General features: G+C 62.7%; 24 protein-coding genes. 8 read left to right on the top strand and 16 right to left on the bottom strand.

The features are described from left to right. Positions 1–174 precede the first annotated feature (174 nt). Together fusA and AC3A35_RS05055 are read left to right on the top strand one after the other, a co-directional pair. Entirely contained in the window at positions 175–2,211 is a 2,037-nt protein-coding gene (gene fusA / locus AC3A35_RS05060) for an elongation factor G (RefSeq protein ID WP_487434828.1), read from the top strand. Positions 2,212–2,329: 118 nt separating this feature from the next. Further along, positions 2,330–2,602 (top strand): DUF4212 domain-containing protein, encoded by a 273-nt coding sequence (locus AC3A35_RS05055; RefSeq protein ID WP_487434827.1) that lies wholly within the window; start codon positions 2,330–2,332, stop codon positions 2,600–2,602. Positions 2,603–2,636: 34 nt separating this feature from the next. On the opposite strand, the gene AC3A35_RS05050 is transcribed toward AC3A35_RS05055, so the two are convergent. From AC3A35_RS05050 to AC3A35_RS05040, 3 genes are all read right to left on the bottom strand, one after another. Next, complete coding sequence (locus AC3A35_RS05050; protein WP_487434826.1) at positions 2,637–3,023, bottom strand: hypothetical protein; 387 nt, start codon at positions 3,021–3,023, stop codon at positions 2,637–2,639. A 149-nt stretch (positions 3,024–3,172) separates the two neighbouring features. After that, complete coding sequence (locus AC3A35_RS05045; protein WP_487434825.1) at positions 3,173–5,029, bottom strand: sodium:solute symporter family protein; 1,857 nt, start codon at positions 5,027–5,029, stop codon at positions 3,173–3,175. A gap of 11 nt (positions 5,030–5,040) precedes the next feature. Continuing rightward, positions 5,041–5,295 carry a DUF4212 domain-containing protein gene (locus tag AC3A35_RS05040; protein ID WP_487434824.1) on the bottom strand — a complete coding sequence of 85 codons (255 nt, stop codon included), beginning with the start codon at positions 5,293–5,295 and terminating at the stop codon, positions 5,041–5,043. A gap of 268 nt (positions 5,296–5,563) precedes the next feature. On the opposite strand from AC3A35_RS05040, the gene AC3A35_RS05035 reads away from it, so the two are divergent. After that, positions 5,564–6,019 carry a universal stress protein gene (locus AC3A35_RS05035; RefSeq protein ID WP_487434823.1) on the top strand — a complete coding sequence of 152 codons (456 nt, stop codon included), beginning with the start codon at positions 5,564–5,566 and terminating at the stop codon, positions 6,017–6,019. Between the two features lie 110 nt (positions 6,020–6,129). On the opposite strand, the gene icd is transcribed toward AC3A35_RS05035, so the two are convergent. Continuing rightward, positions 6,130–7,374: an NADP-dependent isocitrate dehydrogenase gene (gene icd, locus AC3A35_RS05030; RefSeq protein ID WP_487434822.1), complete on the bottom strand. Its 1,245-nt coding sequence runs from the start codon at positions 7,372–7,374 to the stop codon at positions 6,130–6,132. A 247-nt stretch (positions 7,375–7,621) separates the two neighbouring features. Between icd and aceK the strand changes: the two genes are divergently transcribed. Further along, a complete protein-coding gene (aceK, locus tag AC3A35_RS05025; protein ID WP_487434821.1) occupies positions 7,622–9,406 on the top strand; it encodes a bifunctional isocitrate dehydrogenase kinase/phosphatase in 1,785 nt (594 codons plus the stop codon). Positions 9,407–9,510: 104 nt separating this feature from the next. Here aceK and soxB read toward each other — a convergent pair whose 3' ends face one another. The 8 genes from soxB to AC3A35_RS04985 all read right to left on the bottom strand — a co-directional run bounded on the left by soxB (position 9,511) and on the right by AC3A35_RS04985 (position 16,513). Beyond that, on the bottom strand, positions 9,511–11,235 hold the full coding sequence (soxB, locus tag AC3A35_RS05020) for a thiosulfohydrolase SoxB (protein WP_487434820.1): 1,725 nt from the start codon (positions 11,233–11,235) through the stop codon (positions 9,511–9,513). 109 nt (positions 11,236–11,344) lie between these two features. Next, on the bottom strand, positions 11,345–11,947 hold the full coding sequence (soxX, locus tag AC3A35_RS05015) for a sulfur oxidation c-type cytochrome SoxX (RefSeq protein WP_487434819.1): 603 nt from the start codon (positions 11,945–11,947) through the stop codon (positions 11,345–11,347). A 14-nt stretch (positions 11,948–11,961) separates the two neighbouring features. Further along, entirely contained in the window at positions 11,962–12,759 is a 798-nt protein-coding gene (gene soxA / locus AC3A35_RS05010; protein ID WP_487434818.1) for a sulfur oxidation c-type cytochrome SoxA, read from the bottom strand. A 120-nt stretch (positions 12,760–12,879) separates the two neighbouring features. Then, entirely contained in the window at positions 12,880–13,191 is a 312-nt protein-coding gene (soxZ, locus tag AC3A35_RS05005) for a thiosulfate oxidation carrier complex protein SoxZ (RefSeq protein ID WP_487434817.1), read from the bottom strand. A 30-nt stretch (positions 13,192–13,221) separates the two neighbouring features. Beyond that, positions 13,222–13,689 (bottom strand): thiosulfate oxidation carrier protein SoxY, encoded by a 468-nt coding sequence (gene soxY / locus AC3A35_RS05000; RefSeq protein ID WP_487434816.1) that lies wholly within the window; start codon positions 13,687–13,689, stop codon positions 13,222–13,224. A gap of 21 nt (positions 13,690–13,710) precedes the next feature. Then, complete coding sequence (locus AC3A35_RS04995) at positions 13,711–14,787, bottom strand: c-type cytochrome (RefSeq protein WP_487434815.1); 1,077 nt, start codon at positions 14,785–14,787, stop codon at positions 13,711–13,713. Continuing rightward, positions 14,771–16,108 (bottom strand): sulfite dehydrogenase, encoded by a 1,338-nt coding sequence (gene soxC, locus AC3A35_RS04990; protein ID WP_487434814.1) that lies wholly within the window; start codon positions 16,106–16,108, stop codon positions 14,771–14,773. Before soxC ends, AC3A35_RS04995 begins: the two co-directional genes overlap by 17 nt. 48 nt (positions 16,109–16,156) lie before the next feature. Further along, positions 16,157–16,513, bottom strand: a complete 357-nt coding sequence (locus AC3A35_RS04985) for an ArsR/SmtB family transcription factor (protein WP_487434813.1) — start codon at positions 16,511–16,513, stop codon at positions 16,157–16,159. 265 nt (positions 16,514–16,778) lie between these two features. Here AC3A35_RS04985 and AC3A35_RS04980 point away from each other — a divergent pair, with 265 nt between their 5' ends. After that, positions 16,779–17,078, top strand: a complete 300-nt coding sequence (locus AC3A35_RS04980) for a c-type cytochrome (protein ID WP_487434812.1) — start codon at positions 16,779–16,781, stop codon at positions 17,076–17,078. Positions 17,079–17,094: 16 nt separating this feature from the next. Beyond that, on the top strand, positions 17,095–18,369 hold the full coding sequence (locus AC3A35_RS04975) for an FCSD flavin-binding domain-containing protein (protein ID WP_487434811.1): 1,275 nt from the start codon (positions 17,095–17,097) through the stop codon (positions 18,367–18,369). A 100-nt stretch (positions 18,370–18,469) separates the two neighbouring features. Here the strand turns inward: AC3A35_RS04975 and AC3A35_RS04970 are convergent, their stop codons facing one another. From AC3A35_RS04970 to coaBC, 4 genes are all read right to left on the bottom strand, one after another. Beyond that, positions 18,470–19,027, bottom strand: coding sequence for a c-type cytochrome (locus tag AC3A35_RS04970; RefSeq protein WP_487435366.1), 558 nt, complete (start codon positions 19,025–19,027; stop codon positions 18,470–18,472). 138 nt (positions 19,028–19,165) lie between these two features. Further along, positions 19,166–19,603 carry an NUDIX hydrolase gene (locus AC3A35_RS04965; RefSeq protein ID WP_487434810.1) on the bottom strand — a complete coding sequence of 146 codons (438 nt, stop codon included), beginning with the start codon at positions 19,601–19,603 and terminating at the stop codon, positions 19,166–19,168. A gap of 6 nt (positions 19,604–19,609) precedes the next feature. Then, positions 19,610–20,059 (bottom strand): dUTP diphosphatase, encoded by a 450-nt coding sequence (dut, locus tag AC3A35_RS04960; RefSeq protein ID WP_487434809.1) that lies wholly within the window; start codon positions 20,057–20,059, stop codon positions 19,610–19,612. A gap of 18 nt (positions 20,060–20,077) precedes the next feature. After that, complete coding sequence (gene coaBC, locus AC3A35_RS04955) at positions 20,078–21,283, bottom strand: bifunctional phosphopantothenoylcysteine decarboxylase/phosphopantothenate--cysteine ligase CoaBC (RefSeq protein ID WP_487434808.1); 1,206 nt, start codon at positions 21,281–21,283, stop codon at positions 20,078–20,080. Positions 21,284–21,330: 47 nt separating this feature from the next. Here coaBC and radC point away from each other — a divergent pair, with 47 nt between their 5' ends. Together radC and rpmB are read left to right on the top strand one after the other, a co-directional pair. Next, on the top strand, positions 21,331–22,008 hold the full coding sequence (radC, locus tag AC3A35_RS04950; protein ID WP_487434807.1) for a RadC family protein: 678 nt from the start codon (positions 21,331–21,333) through the stop codon (positions 22,006–22,008). A 121-nt stretch (positions 22,009–22,129) separates the two neighbouring features. Beyond that, a complete protein-coding gene (gene rpmB, locus AC3A35_RS04945; protein ID WP_487434806.1) occupies positions 22,130–22,366 on the top strand; it encodes a 50S ribosomal protein L28 in 237 nt (78 codons plus the stop codon). Positions 22,367–22,393 lie beyond the last annotated feature (27 nt).

The following is a 22,393-nucleotide window of genomic DNA, read 5'->3' as shown; positions in this document are numbered from 1 at the left end:
AGCATGCTTTCATTCTTTTACCGCGGATCGCCGCAATGGTTCCGGAATAAGCACTTCGGCACCGCTGCAAAGGCGTCGGCGGCTGCCGCAGGTGCCGGCCACGGTTGATCCAGCGCATTGCCAAGCGGCTGGCACAGGTGGAAACTTGAGCCACCAAACCCCGGAGAGAGTGCAATGACACCGAACTCGGTCCACGATATCCGCAACCTCAGCCTGTTCGGCCATACCGGTAGCGGCAAGACCACGCTGCTCGAAGCCCTCCTCGCCGCTGCCGGCGCCATCACCAGCAGCGGCAGCGTGGAACGGGGCGATACGGTCTCCGACCATGATCCACAGGAAAAGGCGATGGGGCACTCGCTTGCGGCCACCCTGACCCACCTCGAATGGGCGGGGCACTGGATCAACCTGCTCGACACCCCGGGGCTGCCGGATCTGGCCGGTCGCGCGCTGGCCACCCTGCCCGCGGTGGAAACGGCTGCAATCGTGATCAATGCCGCGGCCGGCATCGAGAGCGGGACCCGGCGGATGATGGCCGCAGCGAAGGGCAAGTGCCGCCTGATCGTGGTGAACAAGATCGATGCGGCCAGCGCCGACTGCGCCGCGCTGACCGAAGCGATCGTTGCCGAGTTCGGCCGCGAATGCCTGCCGGTGAACCTGCCTGCCGCAGACGGCAGCAAGGTCGTCGATTGTTTTTTCGCCCCCGATGCGGCCACCGCGACCGCGTTCTCGAATCCGGACACGGCACACGACGCGATCGTCGATCAGGTGGTCGAACTCGACGAGGCGCTGATGGCGCGCTATCTCGAGCAAGGCGATTCGCTCGACCCGGAACAACTGCACGCGCCGTTCGAGCAGGCACTGCGTGACGGACACCTGATTCCGGTGTGCTTCGTGTCGGCACGCACCGGCGCCGGCATCCGCGAATTGCTCGACATCCTCGGACGCCTGATGCCCGACCCGACCGAGGGCAATCCACCCGTCTTCCTCAAGGGCGAAGGCGCTGGCGCGGCGCCGGTGGCACTCAGCCCGGATCCGGCTCGCCACGCCGTTGCCCACGTGTTCCAGATCAGCAACGATCCCTACCGGGGCAAACTCGCACTGTTTCGCGTCCATCAGGGGCAGATCACCCCCAACAGCGCACTTTTCATCGGCGACGCGCGCAAGGCATTCAAGGTGACCCATCTGCTGCGTCTGCAGGGGCGCAATACGGTGGAAACGCCGCTCGCGGTACCGGGCGACCTGTGCGCCGTATCGCGGGTTGACGACCTGCACCGCGACGCCGTCTTGCACGATTCGCACGACGAGGACCACTTCCATCTGGTTTCACCCACCTATCCGCAGCCGGTGTTCGGCCTCTCGCTGATCGCGCGCAAGCCGGCCGACGAGCACAAGCTGGCAGAGGCCCTGGTGCGACTGACCGACGAGGACCCCTGCCTCGAGGTCAGCTACGACACCCGCGGCCGCCAGACCGTGGTCCGCGGTCTGGGCGAACAGCATCTGAAGATCGTGCTCGATCAGCTTGCCAGCCGCTGGAACCTCGAACTCGACACCGCGCCGCCGGCCATCCCCTATCGCGAGACCATTTCGGTCACCGCGGAAGCGCGCTACCGGCACAAGAAGCAGAGCGGAGGTGCCGGCCAGTTCGGCGAGGTCGCATTGCGCGTGGAGCCGCTCGGGCGCGGCGAGGGGCTGCAACTCGCCGACGAGGTGAAAGGCGGCGCGATTCCCACCCACTTCATGCCGGCGGTGGAAAAAGGCGTGCGCCAGGCATTGACCGAGGGCGCGCTCGCCGGCTATCCGATCCACGACCTGCGGGTTGTCGTCACCGATGGCAAACATCATGCGGTGGACTCGAACGAGGTGTCATTCGTGACCGCCGCGCGTCACGCCCTGATCGAAGCCGTGCTCGCCGCCCGCCCGCAGATTCTGGAGCCGATGCTCGACGTCACGGTCAAGGTGGCCGACGAGCGCTTCGGCGAAGTCAGTGCCGAGCTTGCCGGCCGACGCGGTCACCTGACCGCCACCGACAGCCCCGCCAGCGGCTGGACGGTGATTTCGGCGCGCGTGCCGATGGCCGGGATGGATGGCTTTGAAGCACGACTGAAGGCGATCTGCGCGGGCGAGAGCGAATTCGTGATTGCCGCCGGCGGGCACGAAGTGGTTGCGGGCGAGATGCAGGCCCGCTTGCTGCGGGAACGTGCCGGGCAATAGTTCATCCGCAATGGGCCGACCGCTGCGCACGGCGCAGCCGGTGCATCCCGTCACCGGGCTCAGGCTGGTACAGCCCGGGTCCAACCTCTATCGGCCATGAACTTGTAACAGTGGACACATGGAACTGACTGCTCGTCACCGCCTGTACTGGCGGCGCAACCTATGGCTTACCGCCACCCTGCTGACCATCTGGTTCGTCGGCACCTTTGTCGCCGGGTACTACGCGAGCGAACTCAACACAATGAGTTTCATGGGCTTTCCGCTCGGATTCTACATTTTTGCCCAAGGCACGCTGATCGCCTACCTGATCATCATCGGCATCTACGTGCGGATCATGAACCGGCTCGACCGCCACCACGGGGTCTCGGAGCATCGTTCGCACTCCGACTGAGCACCGGCGCCCGTCGCCCGCCTGCGAGCGCGCATCACTGGCCCGACTTGTCGACCGCAGCGTCGGGCTTGGCGCGCTTCTTGATCACCATCGGGTGAGCATGCCGGCTCAGGATGAAGTCGGCGATGACTTTGCCCCAGATGGTGACACCGGCAGTCGCGCTCCAGGTCTCGTAGTCGTAGTGACCGCCGACCACTCCGACGATCACGGCCAGTACGATCGCGGCGCCGACCAGGTTGATGGCTGCCGCGTAGGGGGCGAACTTTGCCTGGTTCGGTGGCGCCTCACCACGCTTGAGCGCAACTTCGGAAAAATCCTTCTTGATCACGATCCGCCACGCCCGCCGCAACCAGAAATATGCGATCGGAAACAAGGCGAGGAACAGGATCCAGGTCAGGGCAACACTGATATCGAAAGCCATACACTACTCCAGTCGGATCGGACGCCAGGCTCGGCATCGATCCCCGCAAGGTGCCACAAAATAAAAACCCCGCCAATGATACCGGCGGGGTTTCACCCGCACCGCCCGCCCCGGAGGGCGAACGACGCAAGGCTGACTGTTTCTGCTTCTTAGTGGGCGCCGTCGACCGCTTTCGCACCGCGCGGGATACGAACGCTTTCGACCAGGGCCTGGATATGCTCGGGCGGCTCCTTCGTGACCTTATCCACTGCGAAGGCGACGATGAAGTTGAACAACGCACCGATTGCACCGAAGGCTTCCGGCGTGATGCCGAAGAAGGAGTTCGGGCCGCCGATCAGATCGACGAACTCGGTACCCTTGATGAAGAAGATGCCCTTGTGTGCAAACACGTAGAACAGGGTGACGAACAGACCCGAGAGCATGCCGGCGATGGCGCCTTCCTTGTTCATCTTCTTGGAGAAGATGCCCATCATGATCGCCGGGAACAGCGAGCTGGCTGCAATACCGAAGGCCAGGGCCACGGTACCGGCGGCGAAGCCCGGGGGGTTCAGACCCAGGTAGCCGGCCAGCACGATCGCACCTGCCATCGAGATCTTGCCCGCCATCAGCTCACCCTTGTCGGTGATGTTCGGGTTGAACACGTTCTTGACCAGGTCATGCGACACCGCGGACGAGATCGCCAGTAGCAGGCCGGCAGCGGTCGACAGCGCCGCGGCCAGACCGCCCGCGGCCACCAGCGCGATCACCCAGTTCGGGAGCAGCGCGATTTCCGGGTTGGCGAGCACGATGATGTCGGCGTTGACCGTCAGCTCGTTGCCCTTCCAGCCGGCGGCGTCGGCCTTGGCCTTGGCGTCGGCATTCTTGGTCGCGTCGTTGTAGTACTGGATACGCCCGTCGCCGTTCTTGTCCTCGAACTTCAGCAGACCGGTCTTTTCCCAACGCTTCATCCAGTCCGGACGCTGTTCGTAGACCAAGCTAGCCTCGGTTGCGTAAGCATCGGCAGCGGCAGTGATCGTCGCCGGATTGACAACCATCTTGCCCTGCGCGTCCGGCTCCAGACCCACCGACGAATTCACCGTGGCGTGCAGGTTCAGCTTGGCCATCGCGGCAACAGCCGGGGCCGTCGTGTACAGGATGGCGATGAACACCAGCGCCCAACCAGCGGAGGAGCGTGCGTCCTTGACCGTCGGAACGGTGAAGAAGCGCACGATCACGTGCGGCAGACCGGCGGTACCGATCATCAGCGAGACGGTATACACGAACATGTTGAGTGTGCTGCCCGGCAGCGACGTGGTGTACTCGCTGAAGCCGAGGTCGGTGACAACCTGGTTGAGCTTGAACAGCAGCGACACGTCGGTACCGGCGATGCTGGAGCCGAGGCCGAGCTGCGGAAGCGGGTTGCCGGTGAGCTGCAGCGAGATGAAGATCGCCGGGATCGTGTAGGCCAGGATCAGCACCATGTATTGCGCCACCTGAGTGTAGGTGATGCCCTTCATGCCGCCGAACACCGCGTACATGAACACGATGGCCATACCGATGTAGATACCCATGTCGTTCGACACGCCGAGGAAGCGCGAAAACGCCACGCCGACACCCGTCATCTGGCCGATGATATAGGTGATCGACGCGGTCAGCAGGCAGGCCACGGCTACCGTGCTGGCCGTCTTCGAGTAGAAGCGGTCGCCGATGAACTGCGGCACGGTGAACTTGCCGAACTTGCGCAGGTACGGTGCCAGCAGCATCGCCAGCATGACGTAGCCGCCGGTCCAGCCCATCAGGAACAGGCCCCCACCGTAACCCATGTTGGCGATCAGGCCGGCCATGGAGATGAAGGACGCGGCGGACATCCAGTCGGCTGCCGTCGCCATACCGTTGGTGATCGGGTGTACCCCGCCGCCGGCAACGTAGAAGTCGCTCGTGCTACCGGCACGGGCCCAGACCGCAATCCCGATGTAGAGCGCGAAGGAGGCGCCGACAAAGAGGTAGGTGATAGTTTGCAGATCCATTTGTCGTCCTCTTATTCTTCGTGCACGTCAAATTGGCGATCGATATCGCCCATTTTCTTCGCGTAGTAGAAGATGCATGCGATGAAGATGTACATCGATCCCTGATGGGCGAACCAGAAGCCCAGCGGATAACCGCCCAGGTGGATGTTGTTGAGCATCGGCGCAAAGAGGATGCCGGCGCCGAACGAGACCAGGAACCATACAATCAGGATCTTGGTCAAGAGTGCCAGCGTCGCCTTCCAGTAGGCTGCACTGTTGTTATCCATAACGTCTCCTCTCGATTAGTTATTGCGTGCTTTGCGGCGACACCGGCCGAAGATCGGCCAGCCGACAAAACTGCAGGCGGATTATAGGAGTGCGGAGCTTACTTCTGCCTTACAAAGCGAAACATGATTGTCAGGCTCTTCAGGAAGGGGGCGTCCTGCCCGATCAGCGGCGCGCGTTGCGGTCGCGGCCGCTTACAGGAAAACGCCGATGCCCCGCGGGGTGACGCAATGCTAGGCTTGCGGGGATTTTCTTTCCGCCACAGGAGCCATGATGTACAAGCACATCCTCATTGCGATCGACGACAGCACGACGTCGTCCAAGGCGCTGGACGAGGCGATCGCGCTGGCGCGCCTTCACGGCGCGGTACTCGAGATCGCACACGCGGTGGATGAATCCCTGCTGCAGTCGTTTTCCAATCATGGCGCGCTGGTAGACGCCGGGAAGATGCAGCACGCCCTGCTCGACAGTGGTCGAACCACGCTGAAAGAAGCCGTAGACAGGGCACGGGACGCGGGGATGACGCCAAGGGAGCGCTTTCTCGCATCGGAGGACAGCCACGCGGCAGACCAGATCGCTGCGGCAGTCACCGACTCCGGCGCCGACCTGCTGGTCGTCGGCTCGCACGGCCGCCGGGGCTTCCAGCGCTTGCTGCTGGGGAGCGTTGCCGAGAATCTGGTGCGCAAGGTCGATGTATCGGTGCTGATCGTGCGCGGGAAGGACTGAGGCCCGGCGCGCGGGCGACACCGACAAAAAACCCCGCGTCCATACCGGAGGCGGGGTCTTTTTTTGACTGGCCAGCGCGCGGCGCCGGACCCGTTGCTGCCCGAGGCAGCTTACATGCGGGCAATCATCGCATCGCCGAACGCCGAGCACGACAGTTCGTTGGCGCCTTCCATCAGGCGGGCGAAATCGTAGGTGACCTGCTTGTCGCCGATCGCAGCTTCCATCGACTTGATGATCAGGTCGGCCGCCTCGGTCCAGCCCATGTGACGCAGCATCATTTCTGCCGACAGGATCAGCGAGCCCGGGTTCACCTTGTCGAGACCGGCATACTTCGGCGCGGTGCCATGGGTGGCCTCGAAGCAGGCGTACTGGTCGGAGATGTTCGCTCCCGGGGCGATACCGATACCGCCGACCTGTGCGGCCAGGGCATCGGAGATGTAGTCGCCGTTCAGGTTGGTGGTCACGATGGTGTCGTATTCGGCCGGACGCAGCAGGATCTGCTGCAGGAAGGCGTCGGCAATCGCGTCCTTGACGATGACTTCGCGACCGGTGCTCGGGTTCCTGAACTTGCACCACGGGCCACCATCGATCGGCTCGGCACCGAACTCTTCCTGCGCCACCTTGTAGGCGGTGTCACGGAACAGGCCTTCGGTGAACTTCATGATGTTGCCCTTGTGCACGATGGTCAGCGACTTGCGGTCGTTGGCAATCACGTACTTGAGCGCAGCGCGGACCAGGCGGGTGGTGCCTTCGATCGAGATCGGCTTGATGCCGATGCCGGAGGTTTCCGGGAAGCGGATCTTCTTGACCCCCATCTCGTCCTGCAGGAACTTGACGATCTTCTTCGCCCCTTCGGACTGGGCCGACCATTCGATGCCGGCATAGATGTCTTCGGTGTTCTCGCGGAAGATGACCATATTGGTCAACTCCGGGTTCTTCAGCGGTGAAGGTACGCCCTTGAAGTACTGGACCGGACGCACGCACTGGTAGAGATCGAGCTCCTGGCGCAGGGCAACGTTGAGCGAACGGATGCCGCCGCCGACCGGGGTCGTCATCGGCCCCTTGATCGAGACCGAGTACTCCTTGAGGGCGTCGAAAGTTTCCTTCGGCAGCCACTCGTCGGGCCCGTACAACCGGGTGGACTTCTCGCCGGCATAGACTTCCATCCAGTGGATCTTCTTCTTGCCGCCGTAGGCTTTGTCGACCGCGGCATCGATGACCTTGATCATCACCGGGGTGATGTCCACGCCGATGCCGTCACCTTCGATGAAGGGGATGATCGGGTTGTCCGGCGTTGCCTGACCGGGAATAATCTTCTGGCCGCCGGCAGGCACCTTGATCTTGGATTCGCTCATTCCTGCTCCCTCACTGGACTCTGGTTGGCATTGCAATGGTGCGATCGTAGCTGGACGACCGGGACGGGCGGACCGGCTCGTCGAATCTCGATCCGCCGCATTACCGGTCGAGGATTATCGCCCAAATCCGGCGGGTTCGAAAGGCGAGCCAAAGTCATCCGCGCTCGGTGGCGAATGCTAAAATTTGGCGGCAGCCTGGATCACCGCCCGCCACGGGCCATGCACGACAGCAGGGGAGATCTTCGCGATGGAGGGATCGATGGGTGAGAATCCGGTCGCGCAGGCGATCGCGCAAACCTTGATCGAGGGTTTCAACAAGCACTACCGGATCTTCCGCGAGACCTCCCGTCGGGCCAAGGAGTTCTTCGAGGCGGGCGAATGGCAGGCCCAGCTCGATGCGGTTCGCGAACGGGTGCAGTTCTATGACGACCGGGTGGACGAGACCGTCCTGCGCCTGCACGGCGAGTTCGATGCCGACTCGCTCGACGACACCACTTGGCAACAGGTCAAGCTGCACTACATCGGCATGCTGATCAGGCACAAGCAGCCCGAGCTGGCAGAAACCTTCTTCAATTCGGTGTGCTGCAAGATCCTGCACCGGACCTATTTCAACAACGATTATATTTTTGCCCGTCCGGCGATCTCGACCGAGTACATCGACTCCTATCCACCGGTGTATTCGAGCTACTACCCGCAGGACGGTGGCCTGCGCAGGACGGTCAGGCGGCTCATCGAGGATTTCGACTGGCAGCGCCCGTTCGAGGATCTTGACCGCGACGTCGATTGCATCGTGCGCTCGACGCTGGCCCATCTCGGCGAATGGCCCGACATGGAGGTCAACTGCCAGATCCAGGTGCTGTACTCGGCGTTCTATCGCAACAAGACCGCCTACATCATCGGCAAGGCGGTCAACGGTTACCAGGAAATTCCCTTTACCATGGCGGTGCGCCACAACACCGCCGGCAAGCTCTATATCGACACCTTGCTGCTCGATCCATGGCGGATTTCGGTACTGTTCTCGCTCTCGCGCGCCTACTTCATGGTCGACATGGAGGTGCCGTCGGGCTATGTGCAGTTTCTGCGCTCGATCATGCCCAACAAGCCGCGCAGCGAGCTCTACACCATGCTCGGGCTGGGCAAGCAGGGCAAGACCATGTTCTTTCGCGACCTGGTCTCGCACCTGCGCCACTCCAACGACCAGTTCATCATCGCGCCCGGTATCCGCGGACTGGTGATGCTGGTGTTTACGCTGCCGTCCTACCCCTACGTGTTCAAGATCATCAAGGATGTGTTCGGCGCGTCGAAGAACATGGATCGGGCCACGGTCAAACGCAAGTACCTGATGGTGAAGCATGTCGATCGGGTGGGCCGGATGGCGGACACGCTGGAGTTCTCCAACGCCGCACTGCCGCTGTCGCGCTTCCACCCCGATCTGCTCGACGAACTGCGCATGCTCGCACCGACCTCGTTCGAGATCGAGGGCGACTCGGTCGTCATCAAGCACCTGTATATCGAGCGTCGCATGACGCCGCTCAACATCCATCTCGAACGCGCGGCCGACGAGGACGTCGAACATGCGGTACGCGAATACGGCAATGCGATCCGCGAACTGGCCATCGCCAACATCTTTCCCGGCGACATGCTGTGGAAGAACTTCGGGGTGACACGCTATGGCCGTGTCGTGTTCTACGACTACGACGAAATCGAGTACATGACCGACGTGAACTTCCGCAAGATTCCGCCGCCCCCGTACGAAGACGCCGAACTCGAAGGCGAGCCGTGGTATTCGGCAGGGCCGATGGATGTCTTTCCGGAGGAGTTCGCCACCTTCCTGCTCGGCGCGGCGCGGGTCCGCAAAGCCTTTCTCAAGCATCACCGCGACCTGCTCGAGCCGAAGTTCTGGCAGAACGCCCAGGAAAGCATCCGCAGCGGCTATGTCGAGGACTTCTTCCCCTACCCGCTCGAGCTGCGCTTCTGCAACCTGTATCCGACCGGCGAGGCATCGGCGCCGGCCAACGCCCTGTCGGCCTGATCCGGCGTCGGCACTGAAATGCGCCAGGGCTGGCGAAGCAGGTCAGCCCTGGCGCATGAGGACCACATCATGATGATGAGGCCCGGGCGCGCCTCAGCGAGGGCTCACGCCATGACCCCCGGATTGGCGTCGATCCCCTTCAGCGTCGGCAGGTTGAGCGGGCGCTGGGTGATGACTTTCTGTGCCCGCAAATACCCGGCCACCACGTCCCACACCGCCGGACCGGAGTCCTTCGCCTCTTCCGACACCGGCGCCCAGCCGGCAACCTTGTAGGTCTTGCCCGCTTCGATGCGCTTGCCCTTGAGCATCATGTTGTCGATGCGCTTGCCCATCGCGGCGGTCGGATCGCAGCTGTACTGCAGACCGCCGACCCGCACCATGTCGCCACCCTGCTGGTAGTAGGGATCGGCATTGAACAGATTGTCGGCGACATCCTCGAGGATGGTCTTGATCATCTCGCCGCTCATGTTGGTGAGCGTGGTCCATGGATAGGTGATCGCAGTCTGGTCGAGCAGATGCTCCATGGTGATGGTGTCGCCCGGCAGCAGCGAGGTGCCCCAGCGGAAACCGGGGGAGAACGCGATCTCGGCATCCTTCTCGGCGATCAGCGCATCGACGATGAGCTGATCCCACGATCCGTTGAAGTTGCCGCGGCGATAGAGCATGCCTTCCGTCACCGCGAGCTTCTCGGACAGCTTCTCGATGAAGGGAGCGCGCACCTTGTCGATGAAGGCGGCCATTTCCTTGTCCGCCGGCAGCAGATTGGCGAACACCGGCAACAGTTTGTAGCGGAAGTCCGCCACCTTGCCGTTGCGGACATCGAAGTCCATCACGCCGAGGAACTTGCCGTTGGATCCGGCATTGGTCACCAGGGTCTTGCCGCCCGGGTTCTCCACCACGGTCGGCGCGGGCATGCCGTCGTGGGTGTGGCCGCCGAAAATGGCATCGATACCGGTGACGCGGCTGGCCATCTTCAGGTCGACGTCCATCCCGTTGTGCGACAGCACGACCACCACCTGCGCGCCTTCGGCACGCGCCGCGTTCACCGCCTCCTGCATGCCCTGCTCCTGGATGCCGAAGCTCCAGTTCGGCGTCTGCCAGCGCGGGTTGGCGATCGGCGTATAGGGAAAGGCCTGGCCGACGATCGCGACCGGGATGCCATTGATCTTCCTGATCACATAGGGCTTGAACACCGGGTCTTCGAAGTCGGTGGTCCTGACGTTCTGCGCAACGATGTCGATCTTGCCCGCGAAGTCCTTCTCCTCGATCTCCTTCACCCGCTCGGCACCGTAAGTGGACTCCCAGTGCAGGGTCATCACATCGACACCGAGCAGCTTGCATGCATCGACCATGTCCTGCGCGTTGGTCCACAGTGCGGTACCGGAGCCCTGCCAGGTATCGCCACCGTCGAGCAGTAACGCACCGGGGCGACTCGCCTTCATGCTTTTGACCAGCGTGGACAGATGGGCGAAACCGCCAACCTTGCCATAGGTGCGCGCGGCCTCGACAAAGTTGAGGTAGGTGAAGGCATGGGCCTCGGCACTGCCCGGCTTGATCCCGAAATGCTTCAGGAAGCCCTCGCCGACCACGTGCGGCGCCTGCCCCAACATGCTTCCGACACCGAGATTGACGTTGGGCTCACGGAAATAGATCGGCAGCAACTGGGCATGGCAGTCGGTCATGTGCAGCAGGCTGACATTGCCGAATTTCGGCAGCTCGTAGAGCTTGTTTGCAGCCGCTTCGGCGCGGGCGATGTCGCTGTGCAAGGTCATGCCACCAGCCGCGGCGACGGCCAGGACTTGGAGGAATTCGCGGCGGTTCATGCTCATGATCTGAATCCTTGAGTCGCGGATAAAGTGGAATATCGACAGATATTGATGGACGAAGGCGGAAAAAAGGCCCGGTCCGATGGTCGGCCCGGGCCTTTGCGAGCAGCGCTTACTGCTTGTTGACCGGCGATTCCGGGTCGAACAGATAGGCCATCAGATGGCGAATCTGCGTTTCGGTCAGGATCTTGCCGAAGCCGTTGCGCGGCATATCGCTGCACGCGTTATAGGCCTTGGCATTCCACAGCTTGCCCCAAGTGTACTTGACGATCGGCTCCGAATTGCCGCGCAGCCGGCCATAGCCCGCCAGGCTCGGGCCGATGGTGCCGGCAGAGACCTCCTTCGGGTCCATCGCATGGCAGTTGTAGCAGCCGCCGCCATTGTTGTCGGGCGACTTGTCGGTCCAGGTCAGGCCGCGCCCGCTGATCGCGATCTTGGCTCCCTCCTTCCAGTCGCCCCCGGTGTAATCGCCACCTTCAGGCCACTTGATGGTCGCCAGCTGGGCTTCCTCGAGGCGCTTGGCGGTGGCGGCGTCGGGCGGGTTCGGGCTGGAACACGCCTTCTGCACCTCGTCCTGGACCTGACGATCGAGCGAGGCAATGCCATTGGCCTTGAACGAGGTCTTCATCATTTCCGCGACCCGCGCATCCACATCGGATGCCAGTGCGACGGAGGCGAACAGCGCCAGGGGCGCCAGCAATAGATTCTTTCTCATGTGCATGCTCCCTATCAGCGCTTCACACCGGGCCACACGACCTCATGGCCATTGCCCTTGCCCGCCATGTACGTCGACAGCGCGATGGTCACGTCCGAAGCGAAAATCGGCTCGGCCGTACGCTGCTGGCGGAAGCAGTCCCACAGGCGATGCTGCATGGTCCAGAACTGCGAGTTCGACACCCGGTAGGCCGGCCACGAACCCCAGCCCTCAGCAGCCCCCTTGGTGGTGGTGATGTTGGGCAACTGGGTGGCACGGATGCGCTTGCCGTCCTGACTGTGACACGACGAACAGGCGAAATCCATCGCCCCGGTACGGTAGAAAAAGGTCTTTTCACCCATCGCGTACATCTCCTTCATCTTCGGATGGGAGAGGTCGACCTGGATCGGCTTGCCCTTCGACTGCCCGGCCACATAGGCCACCAGAGCAGCCACCTTGGCACGCTCGCCCTTGAGGAAGCTGCCGTTGACGATCTCTGCGGACGGAATGCCCTGCAGCGTATCCATGCAGTGCATCAGACGCGACTCCAGATCCTGCACCTTGTCGGTGTCGGCGAAATAGCGTGGCATCTGCGCGGCTGCACCCGCAACGACATTCACCCCGAGGCCGAGGTCGCATTTTTCCAGGGTGGCGTTCTTCGGCCCACGCGCGGTGGTCCACAACGCTTCGCCTTCCATCTCAAACAGCTCGGCAGGATTGCCGTCGGCCAGCATCTGCCGATAGGCGTCGAAGTTCAGCTCTTCGGCGTATGCCTGTGGCGCGGTCAGAACGGCTACTGCACCGATGGCTGCCGCCATGATGTTCTGTTTCATCGTCTCTCCTCCAAGAGCGGGTATCGGACGCCGCAACGGCCGGCATAGCCCTGCCACGACACCGAACTGCCCATTGTTTTGTCACCCCCATGCAGCGGCCTGTTGGCCGCCGCATCAGGTTCAGGCGACCTGAACTTCGTCGGTCCGGCTGTCACCCTTGTTGTCGGTCCAGCTCACGGAGACCTTGTCGCCTTTCGCGCCACCGTTGAACTTGAACGCCAGGTAGGGGTTGGTCGATACCGACGGACCAAACTGTGCATTGAGCACGACCTTGTCGTTGTGCTTGGCCACCAGTTCGGTGATGAAGTGCGCCGGAATGGCCGCGCCGGACGAGTCCTTGCGCTGACCGGTTTCCATCACGTGGGACATCAGCACGCGGACTTCGGTCACGCCTTCCTTGGCCGCAGCACGGATACGCATCGGATTTGCCATCGAATTCTCTCCTTGATTTCGTAACGGTGGTCAGCCGCCGCAGCCGCCGAGGGTGACCTTGACTTCTTTCTTGGTCATGTAGAACTTGCCGCCAGCCTTGACAACTGCGTAGACATCGGACGTCTGGCCCATCTTGACCCGGGTCTGAATGTCGGCCAGGGTGCCGGCCGGAATCTCGAAGCTCGCAGCCAGCGCGGCCGGATTCTTCTCGATCATGATCGCGATGCTTTCGGTATTGGCGAGCTTGCTCACCACGCCGACCGGCACCACCGCGCCGTTCTCGGCGATATCCGGCGCGGTGATCTGGATGTCGGCACTTTCAGCCGGCTTGCCAGCGCCGAGTGCAGCGAGCGCATCGTCCATCTTGTTCGCGTCGAAAGCGCCCTTGTTCCAGGCGGCCTGCGCCATTTCCGGCTTGATCAGGCCGGCGGCTGCCAGCAGTCCAAGCACACCCAGACCACTTCCCGCCTTCAGGGTTTCCCTGCGTTGATGATTCATCCCGTCTCTCCTCGTAGTGTGTTACTGCGCTTTCGCGCCTTCCAGAATCCACTGGACGAGTTGCTTGAGTTCCTCGTCCTTCACGTGGCTTTGCGGCGGCATCGGCACCGCCCCCCAGACACCCTGCCCACCCGCCTTGATCTTGGCGATCAGCTTGGCCTCGACGCCGGCCTGCCCCTTGTATTTTGCAACGATCTCGTTGTAACCGGGCCCGACGATCTTGCTTGCCACGCCATGACAGGCCATGCACCCCTTCTCGCCAGCCAGCGCCAGCGCGGTCGCAGCCGCAGACGGCGTGGCGGCGCCGGCCGCTGCACTCGGTTCGCCGGTCTGCTTGCCGCGGGTCTGGCCCACCGGGCGGTTCTGCTCGGCGAGGTTACCGTGCGCGTCCTGAGCGTAGTCGGGCAGCGCGGAAACAATCTGAACGTCCTGCTTGCAGTCCTTCATGCAGGCGACGTTCTTGGTGTCCGGTTTGCCCCCGTTGCCGATTCCGCCCTTGGCGGCCGAGGCCCCCGGCCACATTCCATGTTCGGTGGTTACGCCGTTGCGATTGGGCATGCGGGCCTGCACTTCGCCGATGTTCTGGTCGCTCAACTCGTAGTCGGCAGGTACGATCTCTGCCAGATTGAGCAGATAGGCCAGAATGGCATAGACCTCATCGGGCTTGAGCGATTTTGGCGCCGTCCATGGCATTGCGCGCTGAATGTAGTCGAACAGCGTTGCCACCGTCGGCACCTTCATCAAGGTGGTGCGCTGCGGCGAAGAGCCGGTCACCAGTGACTTCACATTTCCGCTCTTGATGTCCTCCAGGGTCGTGCCGCCGACGAGCGGGGTGAACACTTCGTTCGATTCGCCGAAGGCACCGTGGCAACTCGCACAATGCTGCTCCCACAACTCTACGCCCTGATCCACCGTGCCCTTGCCTTTCGGCAGCCCGACGAAATCCGGACGGACATCGATATCCCAGGCTTGGACCTCGGCGGCAGTCGCTGCCCGACCGACGCCCTGATACCGATCGACAGCCGCCGCCGGCGTGACCATCGAGGTCGCCACGCCCGCGACCATCAGCGCCATGAGCGTCTTAGAGAACCTGGACATTGCTCACCTCTCCCGACTCGACCACCTTCCACGACTGGATGGCATTGTTGTGATAGATCGACTTGGTACCGCGCACCGCACGCAGTTGGCCATAACCGGGCTGAACGAAACCGGTTTCGTCCACCGCACGCGACTGCAGGATCGCCGGCTTGCCGTCCCACACCCAGTCGATGTTGAAACGGGTCACTGCCTTGGACAGCACCGGGGTCTCGAGCCGGGCCTGGCGCCAGTTGATGCCGCCGTCGGTCGACACGTCGACCCGGGAGATCTTCCCGCGCCCCGACCAGGCCATGCCGGAAACATTATAGAAACCGTTGTCGAGCAGGATCTGACCGCCGGACGGGGTCGTGATCACCGACTTGCACTCCTGTATCGAACTGTACTGGCGATGCTGACCATCGGGCATCAGGTCGATATAGTGCACCGCCTCGTCCTTTGCGCCCCATGGCTTGTCGCCGACTTCGATGCGGCGCAGCCACTTCACCCAGCTCACGCCCTGCACCCCCGGCACCACCAGTCGCAGCGGATAGCCGTTTTCCGGGCGGAGCATCTCGCCATTCATGCCGTAGGCAACCAGCACCTCGCCTGATTCGACCATCTCCATCGGAATGGTGCGGGTCATCGACGAGCCGTCGGCGCCCTCGGCGAGGATGAAGCGCCCTTTCTTGTAGTCGGCGCCGCACATATCGAGGATGGCCTTGAGCGGGACCCCGGTGAACTCCGAACAGGACAGCATGCCATGGCTGTACTGCACCGTCGGCACCGCGACGTTGCCCCACTCCATGCCGGTATTGGCGCCGCACTCGATGAAGTGGATGCGCGACACCGACGGCAGGCGCATCAGGTCGTCCATGGTGAACACCGAGTTGGTCTTCACCATGCCGTTGATCATCAGACGATGCTGCGAAGGATCGACGTCGTGCCAGCCCTGGTGATGGCGCTCGAAATGCAGTCCCGACGGAGTGATGATGCCGAACAGCCCCTGCAAGGGCGTAAACGATACCGACGATCCCCCCACGCGGGTCAGACCCGGGCTTTCGCGCCGCACCAGACCGCGCTCGTACCTGGAGGGAAGACCATAAGGGTTGGTTGCGACCGGCAGCCCCAGACTGGTCGTCCATGCCGGCAGATTGAGGATTGCAGGATCCCCCTCTCCGGCTGCACGTACGACAGCGGGTGCCATCATCGCCGCGCTGGCGCCGAGAAACGCCTTGCGCAAGAAATCACGCCTGCCTTCCTTGACCGACTGGATGTGCTCGTCGGTCAGAAAGTTCTCGGGCGCAGGCCGGACCCGGCCGAGCCGGAACTCACTGTTTGCCATGCGTACGCTCCCCCATCGTTTTCATCAGTTCTTCCTGCTGGCAGAAATTCAGTCCCGCGCACCGAGATCCTGCTCGAGCCGGAGCAGGACTTCCCTGCGCGGCGCAGCCAGATCACTGCGTGACGCGATGCTCACGCACACCGTGCGACACAAGTCGGTGAAGTTCGGATCGATGATCCGGTAGATCACCTGGCTTCCATCACGCCGACGATCCACAACCCCTGCCCGGTAAAGCAGATTGAGGTGGCGCGAGGTGTTGGCCTGCGTCAACCCGACCCCCTCCATCACCTCGTTGACCGCGCGTTCGCCGTCGCACAGGCAATGCAGAATCTTGAGCCGGGTGGGCTCGGCAAGCAGCCCGAAGTACTCGGCAACGCTCTCGAAGACCTTGTTCAGCTCGTCCATGGGCTTTTCAGTGTTGTGCATTAGTGAAGAACTCTATAACCATACGCGCATATGGTCAACTACTAATATTTGTGCAGTGCGCAATCCGTCCTTGTTGCGATCGACCCGGATGTTCATCAAAAATCAATCGATTGCGAGGCAAACGTGGTGCGATATACTGATTTGGCGAAATACGCCCCGCTGCGCCGGGAACGAACAACAACCACTCCGGACTGACTTGCGGGAAGTGTTCACGCACAAATCAAACAATGAAGAGGAGGAAGTCGTGAACGTCAAACTAGCGCTCGCCGCCCTGTGCCTGACCGGCTTTGCCGGATTCGCCCAGGCGAAGGATCCGAACCTGGCGCGCAATCTTGCCGCCACTTGCACCGGCTGCCACGGCACCAATGGCAAGAGCCTGGGTGGCATGGAAAGTCTCGCCGGCGAACCCAAGGAAAAACTGCTGCAGAAGTTGGCGGACTTCAGGTCCGGGGAGAAGCCTGCTTCGGTCATGCATCAGATCACCAAGGGCTACACCGACGAACAACTCGACATGATCGCCGCGTATTTCGCGGCGCAGAAGTAAGGCGGGGGACGAGACAATGCTGAACAGACGCGATTTCCTGAAGTCGACCGGCGCGGTGGCGGCAGGTGCATCCCTTGTCGGACTGGCCGGCTGTGCCGGCATGGGCAAGGGTTCCGGTGGACATGTGGTGGTGGTGGGCGGCGGCTACGGTGGCGCCACGGTCGCCAAATACCTGCGCATGTGGAGCAATGGCAGCGTCAATGTCACACTGATCGAACGCAACACCACCTTCATCTCCTGCCCGATCTCCAACCTGGTGATTGGCGGGGTCAAGGAGATGAAGGACATCACCGTCAGCTACGACAACCTGAAGTCGAAGTGGGGCGTACGGGTCATCACCGACGAAGTCCTCTCCGTCGATGCGGCCAAGCGCACCGTGACCACGGCGAAGAACGACACCATCGCCTACGATCGCATCGTGCTCTCCCCCGGCATCGACTTCATGATCGACAGCGTCGCCGGCCTCGCCGGCAACCAGGACGCGATCCCGCACGCGTGGAAGGCCGGCCCGCAGACCGTGCTGCTGCGCAAGCAACTCGAGGACATGAAGGACGGCGGGGTATTCGCGATTCAGGTCCCCAAGGCGCCCTATCGCTGTCCGCCCGGACCTTACGAGCGTGCCTGCGTGGTGGCCAACTACCTGCGCCAGGCCAAGCCCAGGTCCAAGGTCCTGATCCTCGATGCCAACCCTGAGATCACCTCGAAGAAGCCACTGTTCACCAAGGCCTTCGACAGCTACAAGGGCATGATCGAGTATCGCCCCAACAGCGAACTGCGCGCTGTCGACGCCAGGACCCGCACGGCCGAACTCGAGTTCGACAAGGTCCAGGCCGACGTGCTCAACGTCATCCCGCCGATGCGCGCGGGCGACATCGCCACCAAGTCGGGACTGCCGCTGGTGAACAACCGCTGGGTCGACGTCGATTGGATCACCTACGAAGCCAAGGGCGTGCCCGGCGTGCATGTGATCGGCGACGCACTGTTCCCGGCGCCGATCATGCCCAAGTCGGGCCACATGGCCAACCAGCACGGCAAGGTCGTCGCGGCCGCGATTCTCAACCTGCTGGCCGGTGAAGCGCCCAATCCGTCGCCGGTGGTGATGAACACCTGTTACAGCTTCGTCGATGCCAAGAACGTCATCCACGTTGCCTCGGTGCACCAGTACGACGCGGAGAAGAAGCAGCCGATGCCGGTTGCGGGGGCGGGCGGCGTCTCGGTCGCCGCCAACGAGATCGAGGGCAAGTTCGCACTCGCCTGGGCACAGAACATCTGGGCCGACATGCTGGCCTGATTCTCTTTGACGACCTGCCACGCAAACGGGGCCCCGAGGGCCCCGTCTGTTGGTGGCAACCGGGTGGCGTCCGGCCGGCGGAACGGACGCAGACCCGGCCTCAGTCGAGTGTACTGATATACAGCGCCACCGCCTTCACTTCCAGTTCGGTCAGCTTCGATGCGATCGAGTGCATCACGTCGTTGTCGTTGGTGCGCTCCCGCTGATTGAACGACTTGAGCTGAACCTCGATGTACTTCGGCACCTGCCCGGCCAGGCGCGGCAGGCGGTCCGTACCCAGGCCCTTGTCGCCGTGACAGGTCGCACAGGAGGCGACGCCGGAGAATTCATTACCCCGATGGAACACGAAACGCCCGACCGCAACGAGATCCGCATCCCGGGCCTCCCTGGGCTTGGTCGGTTTCTTTTCGAAGTACACGCCCAGCGCCAGCATCTCTTCCGGCTTCAGGTCGGCTGCCATGTTGCTCATGGTGTCGCTCTTGCGGCGCCCCGACTGAAAATCAGCGAGCTGCTTGGCAATGTACTGGTGATGCTGCCCCGCAAGTCGAGGATATAGTGCCGACGCGCTATCCCCGTCAGGCCCGTGGCACAGGAAGCAACGCCCCATGTTGATTTCTTCTGCCCGCTCGAGGTCGACCACCGGATAATCGGCGGCCATCGCAGCAGAAGACAACCCCAGGCCGGCCAGGCCCGCTACGAGCACACGTATCCAGCGCTTCATCCCTGTCTCCCCAGTCTTGTCGTAGGCTGAAGACAGAAGACTATCAGAATCCGTTAATACGCCAAACCGTCCCGCTCACTCACCCGCAGGCCAACCCAGTTCGCGCACCCACGGCCCATCTCCGGCCTCGAGCGCACTCCGTACGTAGGGCACCAATGCGGCCGGCAGGCCGGTCCGGGGAAACCAGTCCAGCCGATCGCACTTGCCGGGTTCGCATATCGACGGCACCCCGCACCACGCGCTCGCACGGACAAAAAAATCGATCCGATTGGTGTCCGACATGCGGTGTACCACCCCGAGCCATTCCAGCGCATCAGGGGCCACCTGAAGCCCGGTCTCTTCTGCCAACTCCCGGGCGGCGGCCTGACGGACCGACTCTCCGGGTTCGACATGCCCACCCGGCAAGCTGTACAGCCCGTCGAAAAACCCGGTACCGGCGCGCCGCATCAACAGCACACGCCCGGCAGACTCGCACAGTACATGTACTCCGGTCGGTATGCCTGGATGCCCCATCCGCGTTCAGTGCTTGCCGGTGCTGCCGAACCCGCCCGCACCGCGCTCGCTGACAGCAAAATCGTCCACGATATTGAACCCGGCCTGCAGCACCGGCACGATCACCAACTGGGCGATGCGCTCCATCGGCTGGATGGTGAAGGCTTCACGCCCGCGGTTCCACACCGACACGAAGATCTGCCCCTGGTAGTCGGAATCGATCAGTCCGACCAGATTGCCGAGCACGATTCCGTGCTTGTGCCCCAAGCCGGAGCGTGGCAACACCATGGCTGCGAGCCCGGGATCGGCCAGATGAATGGCAAGTCCGCTCGGCACCAGCGTGGTCTCGCCCGCGTGCAGCACCACGGGCGTCTCCAGACAAGCCCTGAGATCTAGCCCGGCCGCGCCAGGCGTTGCGTACGCCGGCGGATGATTCTTGAGGCGCGGGTCAAGCAATTTGACGTCAATACGGTGCATGGATGCTCCTCTGTTCGATCAGTGCTTTCCGGCACCGGGGGCCGGCAGCAGGTTGGCCAGGTGATCGACGATCTGTCGCGCGACCGCCTGTTTGGATGCCCGCGGCAGGGGATGGCGGCCGGTGTCGTCGTACACGATGACAGTATTGTCGTCCCCACCCAGACCGTCAGCGACGAGGTTCCCCACCAGCATCGGCAATTTCTTGCTCCTGCGTTTGCCCTCGGCGTAGGCATCGAGCGCTCGACTCTCGGCGGCGAAGCCGACGCAGAAAGGCGCATCGGGGCGCGCGGCAACCTCGGCAAGAATATCGGGATTGGGAGTCAGTTCGATCGACATCGCCTCCCCCGACTTCTTGATCTTATGCTCGGCGGTCAGCAGCGGGCGATAGTCGGCCACTGCGGCAACCCCGATGAAGACATCGGCCCCGGACAAGGACTGCAGTACCGCAGACCGCATCTGCAGCGCGCTCTGCACCCCGACGTGCTGCACCCCTGCAGGCACCGGCAGCGCCACCGGTCCGCTCACCAGCGTCACCTCGGCACCGGCGCGAGCGCATGCGGCAGCGATCGCGTAACCCATCTTGCCCGAGCTGGTGTTGGTGATGCCACGCACCGGATCGATCGCCTCGAAGGTCGGCCCGGCAGTCATCACCACCCGTCGCCCGGCAAGACGCTTGGGAGTGAAAAATGCGATGACTGCTTCGAGCAGTTCTTCCGGCTCCAGCATCCGCCCCATGCCGATCTCGCCGCATGCCTGATCACCGGCCGCGGGACCAACGATCGCCACACCATCAGCTTGCAAGGTCTGGACATTGCGCCGGGTCGCCGCATGCTCCCACATCTGCCGGTTCATCGCCGGTGCCACCAGCAGGGGGCAATCTCGCGCAAGGCACAGCGTGGTGAGAAGGTCATCCGCCCGTCCCTGTGCCAAGCGCGCCAGGAAGTCCGCCGAAGCCGGCGCAACCAGCACAGCGTCGGCATCCCGACTGAGGTCGATGTGTGCCATGTTGTTATCCATGCGCGCATCCCACAGGTCAGACCACACCGGATTTCCGGAAAGCGCCTGGAAAGTCACCGCCGTGACGAAACGCGCTCCCCCCGCAGTGAGAATCACGTGAATATCTGCCCCTGCCTTGCCCAGCAAACGCACCAGTTCGGCCACCTTGTAGGCCGCAATGCCGCCCGTCACACCGAGAACGAGTTTCCTGCCGTGCAATTCATTCATGACATTCAGGTTAAAATAACAACCACATTGGAATAGAAAGGATTGCCATGGCAATCACCGACTGGCCCGAACACGAGCGCCCTCGTGAAAAGCTGTTGGCGAGCGGCGCCGACGCCCTGAGCGACTCCGAGCTGCTCGCGCTTTTTCTGCGCGTAGGCATCCGCGGACAGACCGCGGTAGACCTCGCCCGCAGCCTCATCTCCCGCTTCGGCTCGCTCACCCGGCTATGCAACGCCAGCGCCGACGAATTCGCCAGCGTACCCGGCATGGGGCTGGCGAAGTATGCACAACTGCAGGCGGTGATGGAACTGGCGCGCCGCGCACTGTCCGAACAGATGAGTGAGCGCGATCTGTTCGACTCCCCCACTTCGGTTCGTGACTGGTTGCAACTGCATCTCGCCCACCTGCCCCACGAAACCTTCTGCATCCTCCTGCTCGACGCGCGAAATCGCCTGATCGAGGCCGTCGACCTGTTCCGTGGCACCCTCACCCAGACCAGCGTATACCCGCGCGAAGTGGTCAAGCTGGCACTCGAACGCAATGCTGCGGCGGTCATTCTCGCCCACAACCATCCTTCCGGCGCATCCGAGCCGAGCAGCGCGGACGAACTGCTGACGCGCACGCTACGCGATGCCCTCGGCCTCATCGACGTTCGGGTACTCGACCATTTCATCGTCCCCGCCTGCGGCAAACCACTGTCCTTCGCCGAGCGCGGTCTGATGTAGTTCCGGCGACGATGCATCGGGGGATGCCCTCACCATCGAAAACCGTCAATCCACTTGCCTTGACCCCGCCACTTACGCTATCCTCCTTCGTTTTCGCAATCCGAATTCCCTGGAGCATCGTATGGCTCGCGTCTGCCAAGTGACCGGTAAAGCACCGATGGTGGGAAACAACGTTTCCCACGCTAACAACAAAACCAAGCGTCGTTTCCTCCCGAACCTGCAAAACCGCCGGTTCTGGAGCGAATCCGAGAACCGCTGGATTCGCCTGCGCGTGTCCAATGCCGGTCTGCGGACCATCGACAAGAAGGGCATCGACGTTGTCGTTGCCGAACTTCATGCCCGCGGCGACAAACTCTAAGCCCTGGCTTTAACCCTGCGGCCCTGG

It is taken from the genome of Azoarcus sp. Soil_N_20 (assembly GCF_057656155.1).
The sequence above is the reverse complement of the archived record's forward strand: the minus strand, read 5'-3'. Positions and strand labels throughout refer to the sequence as shown.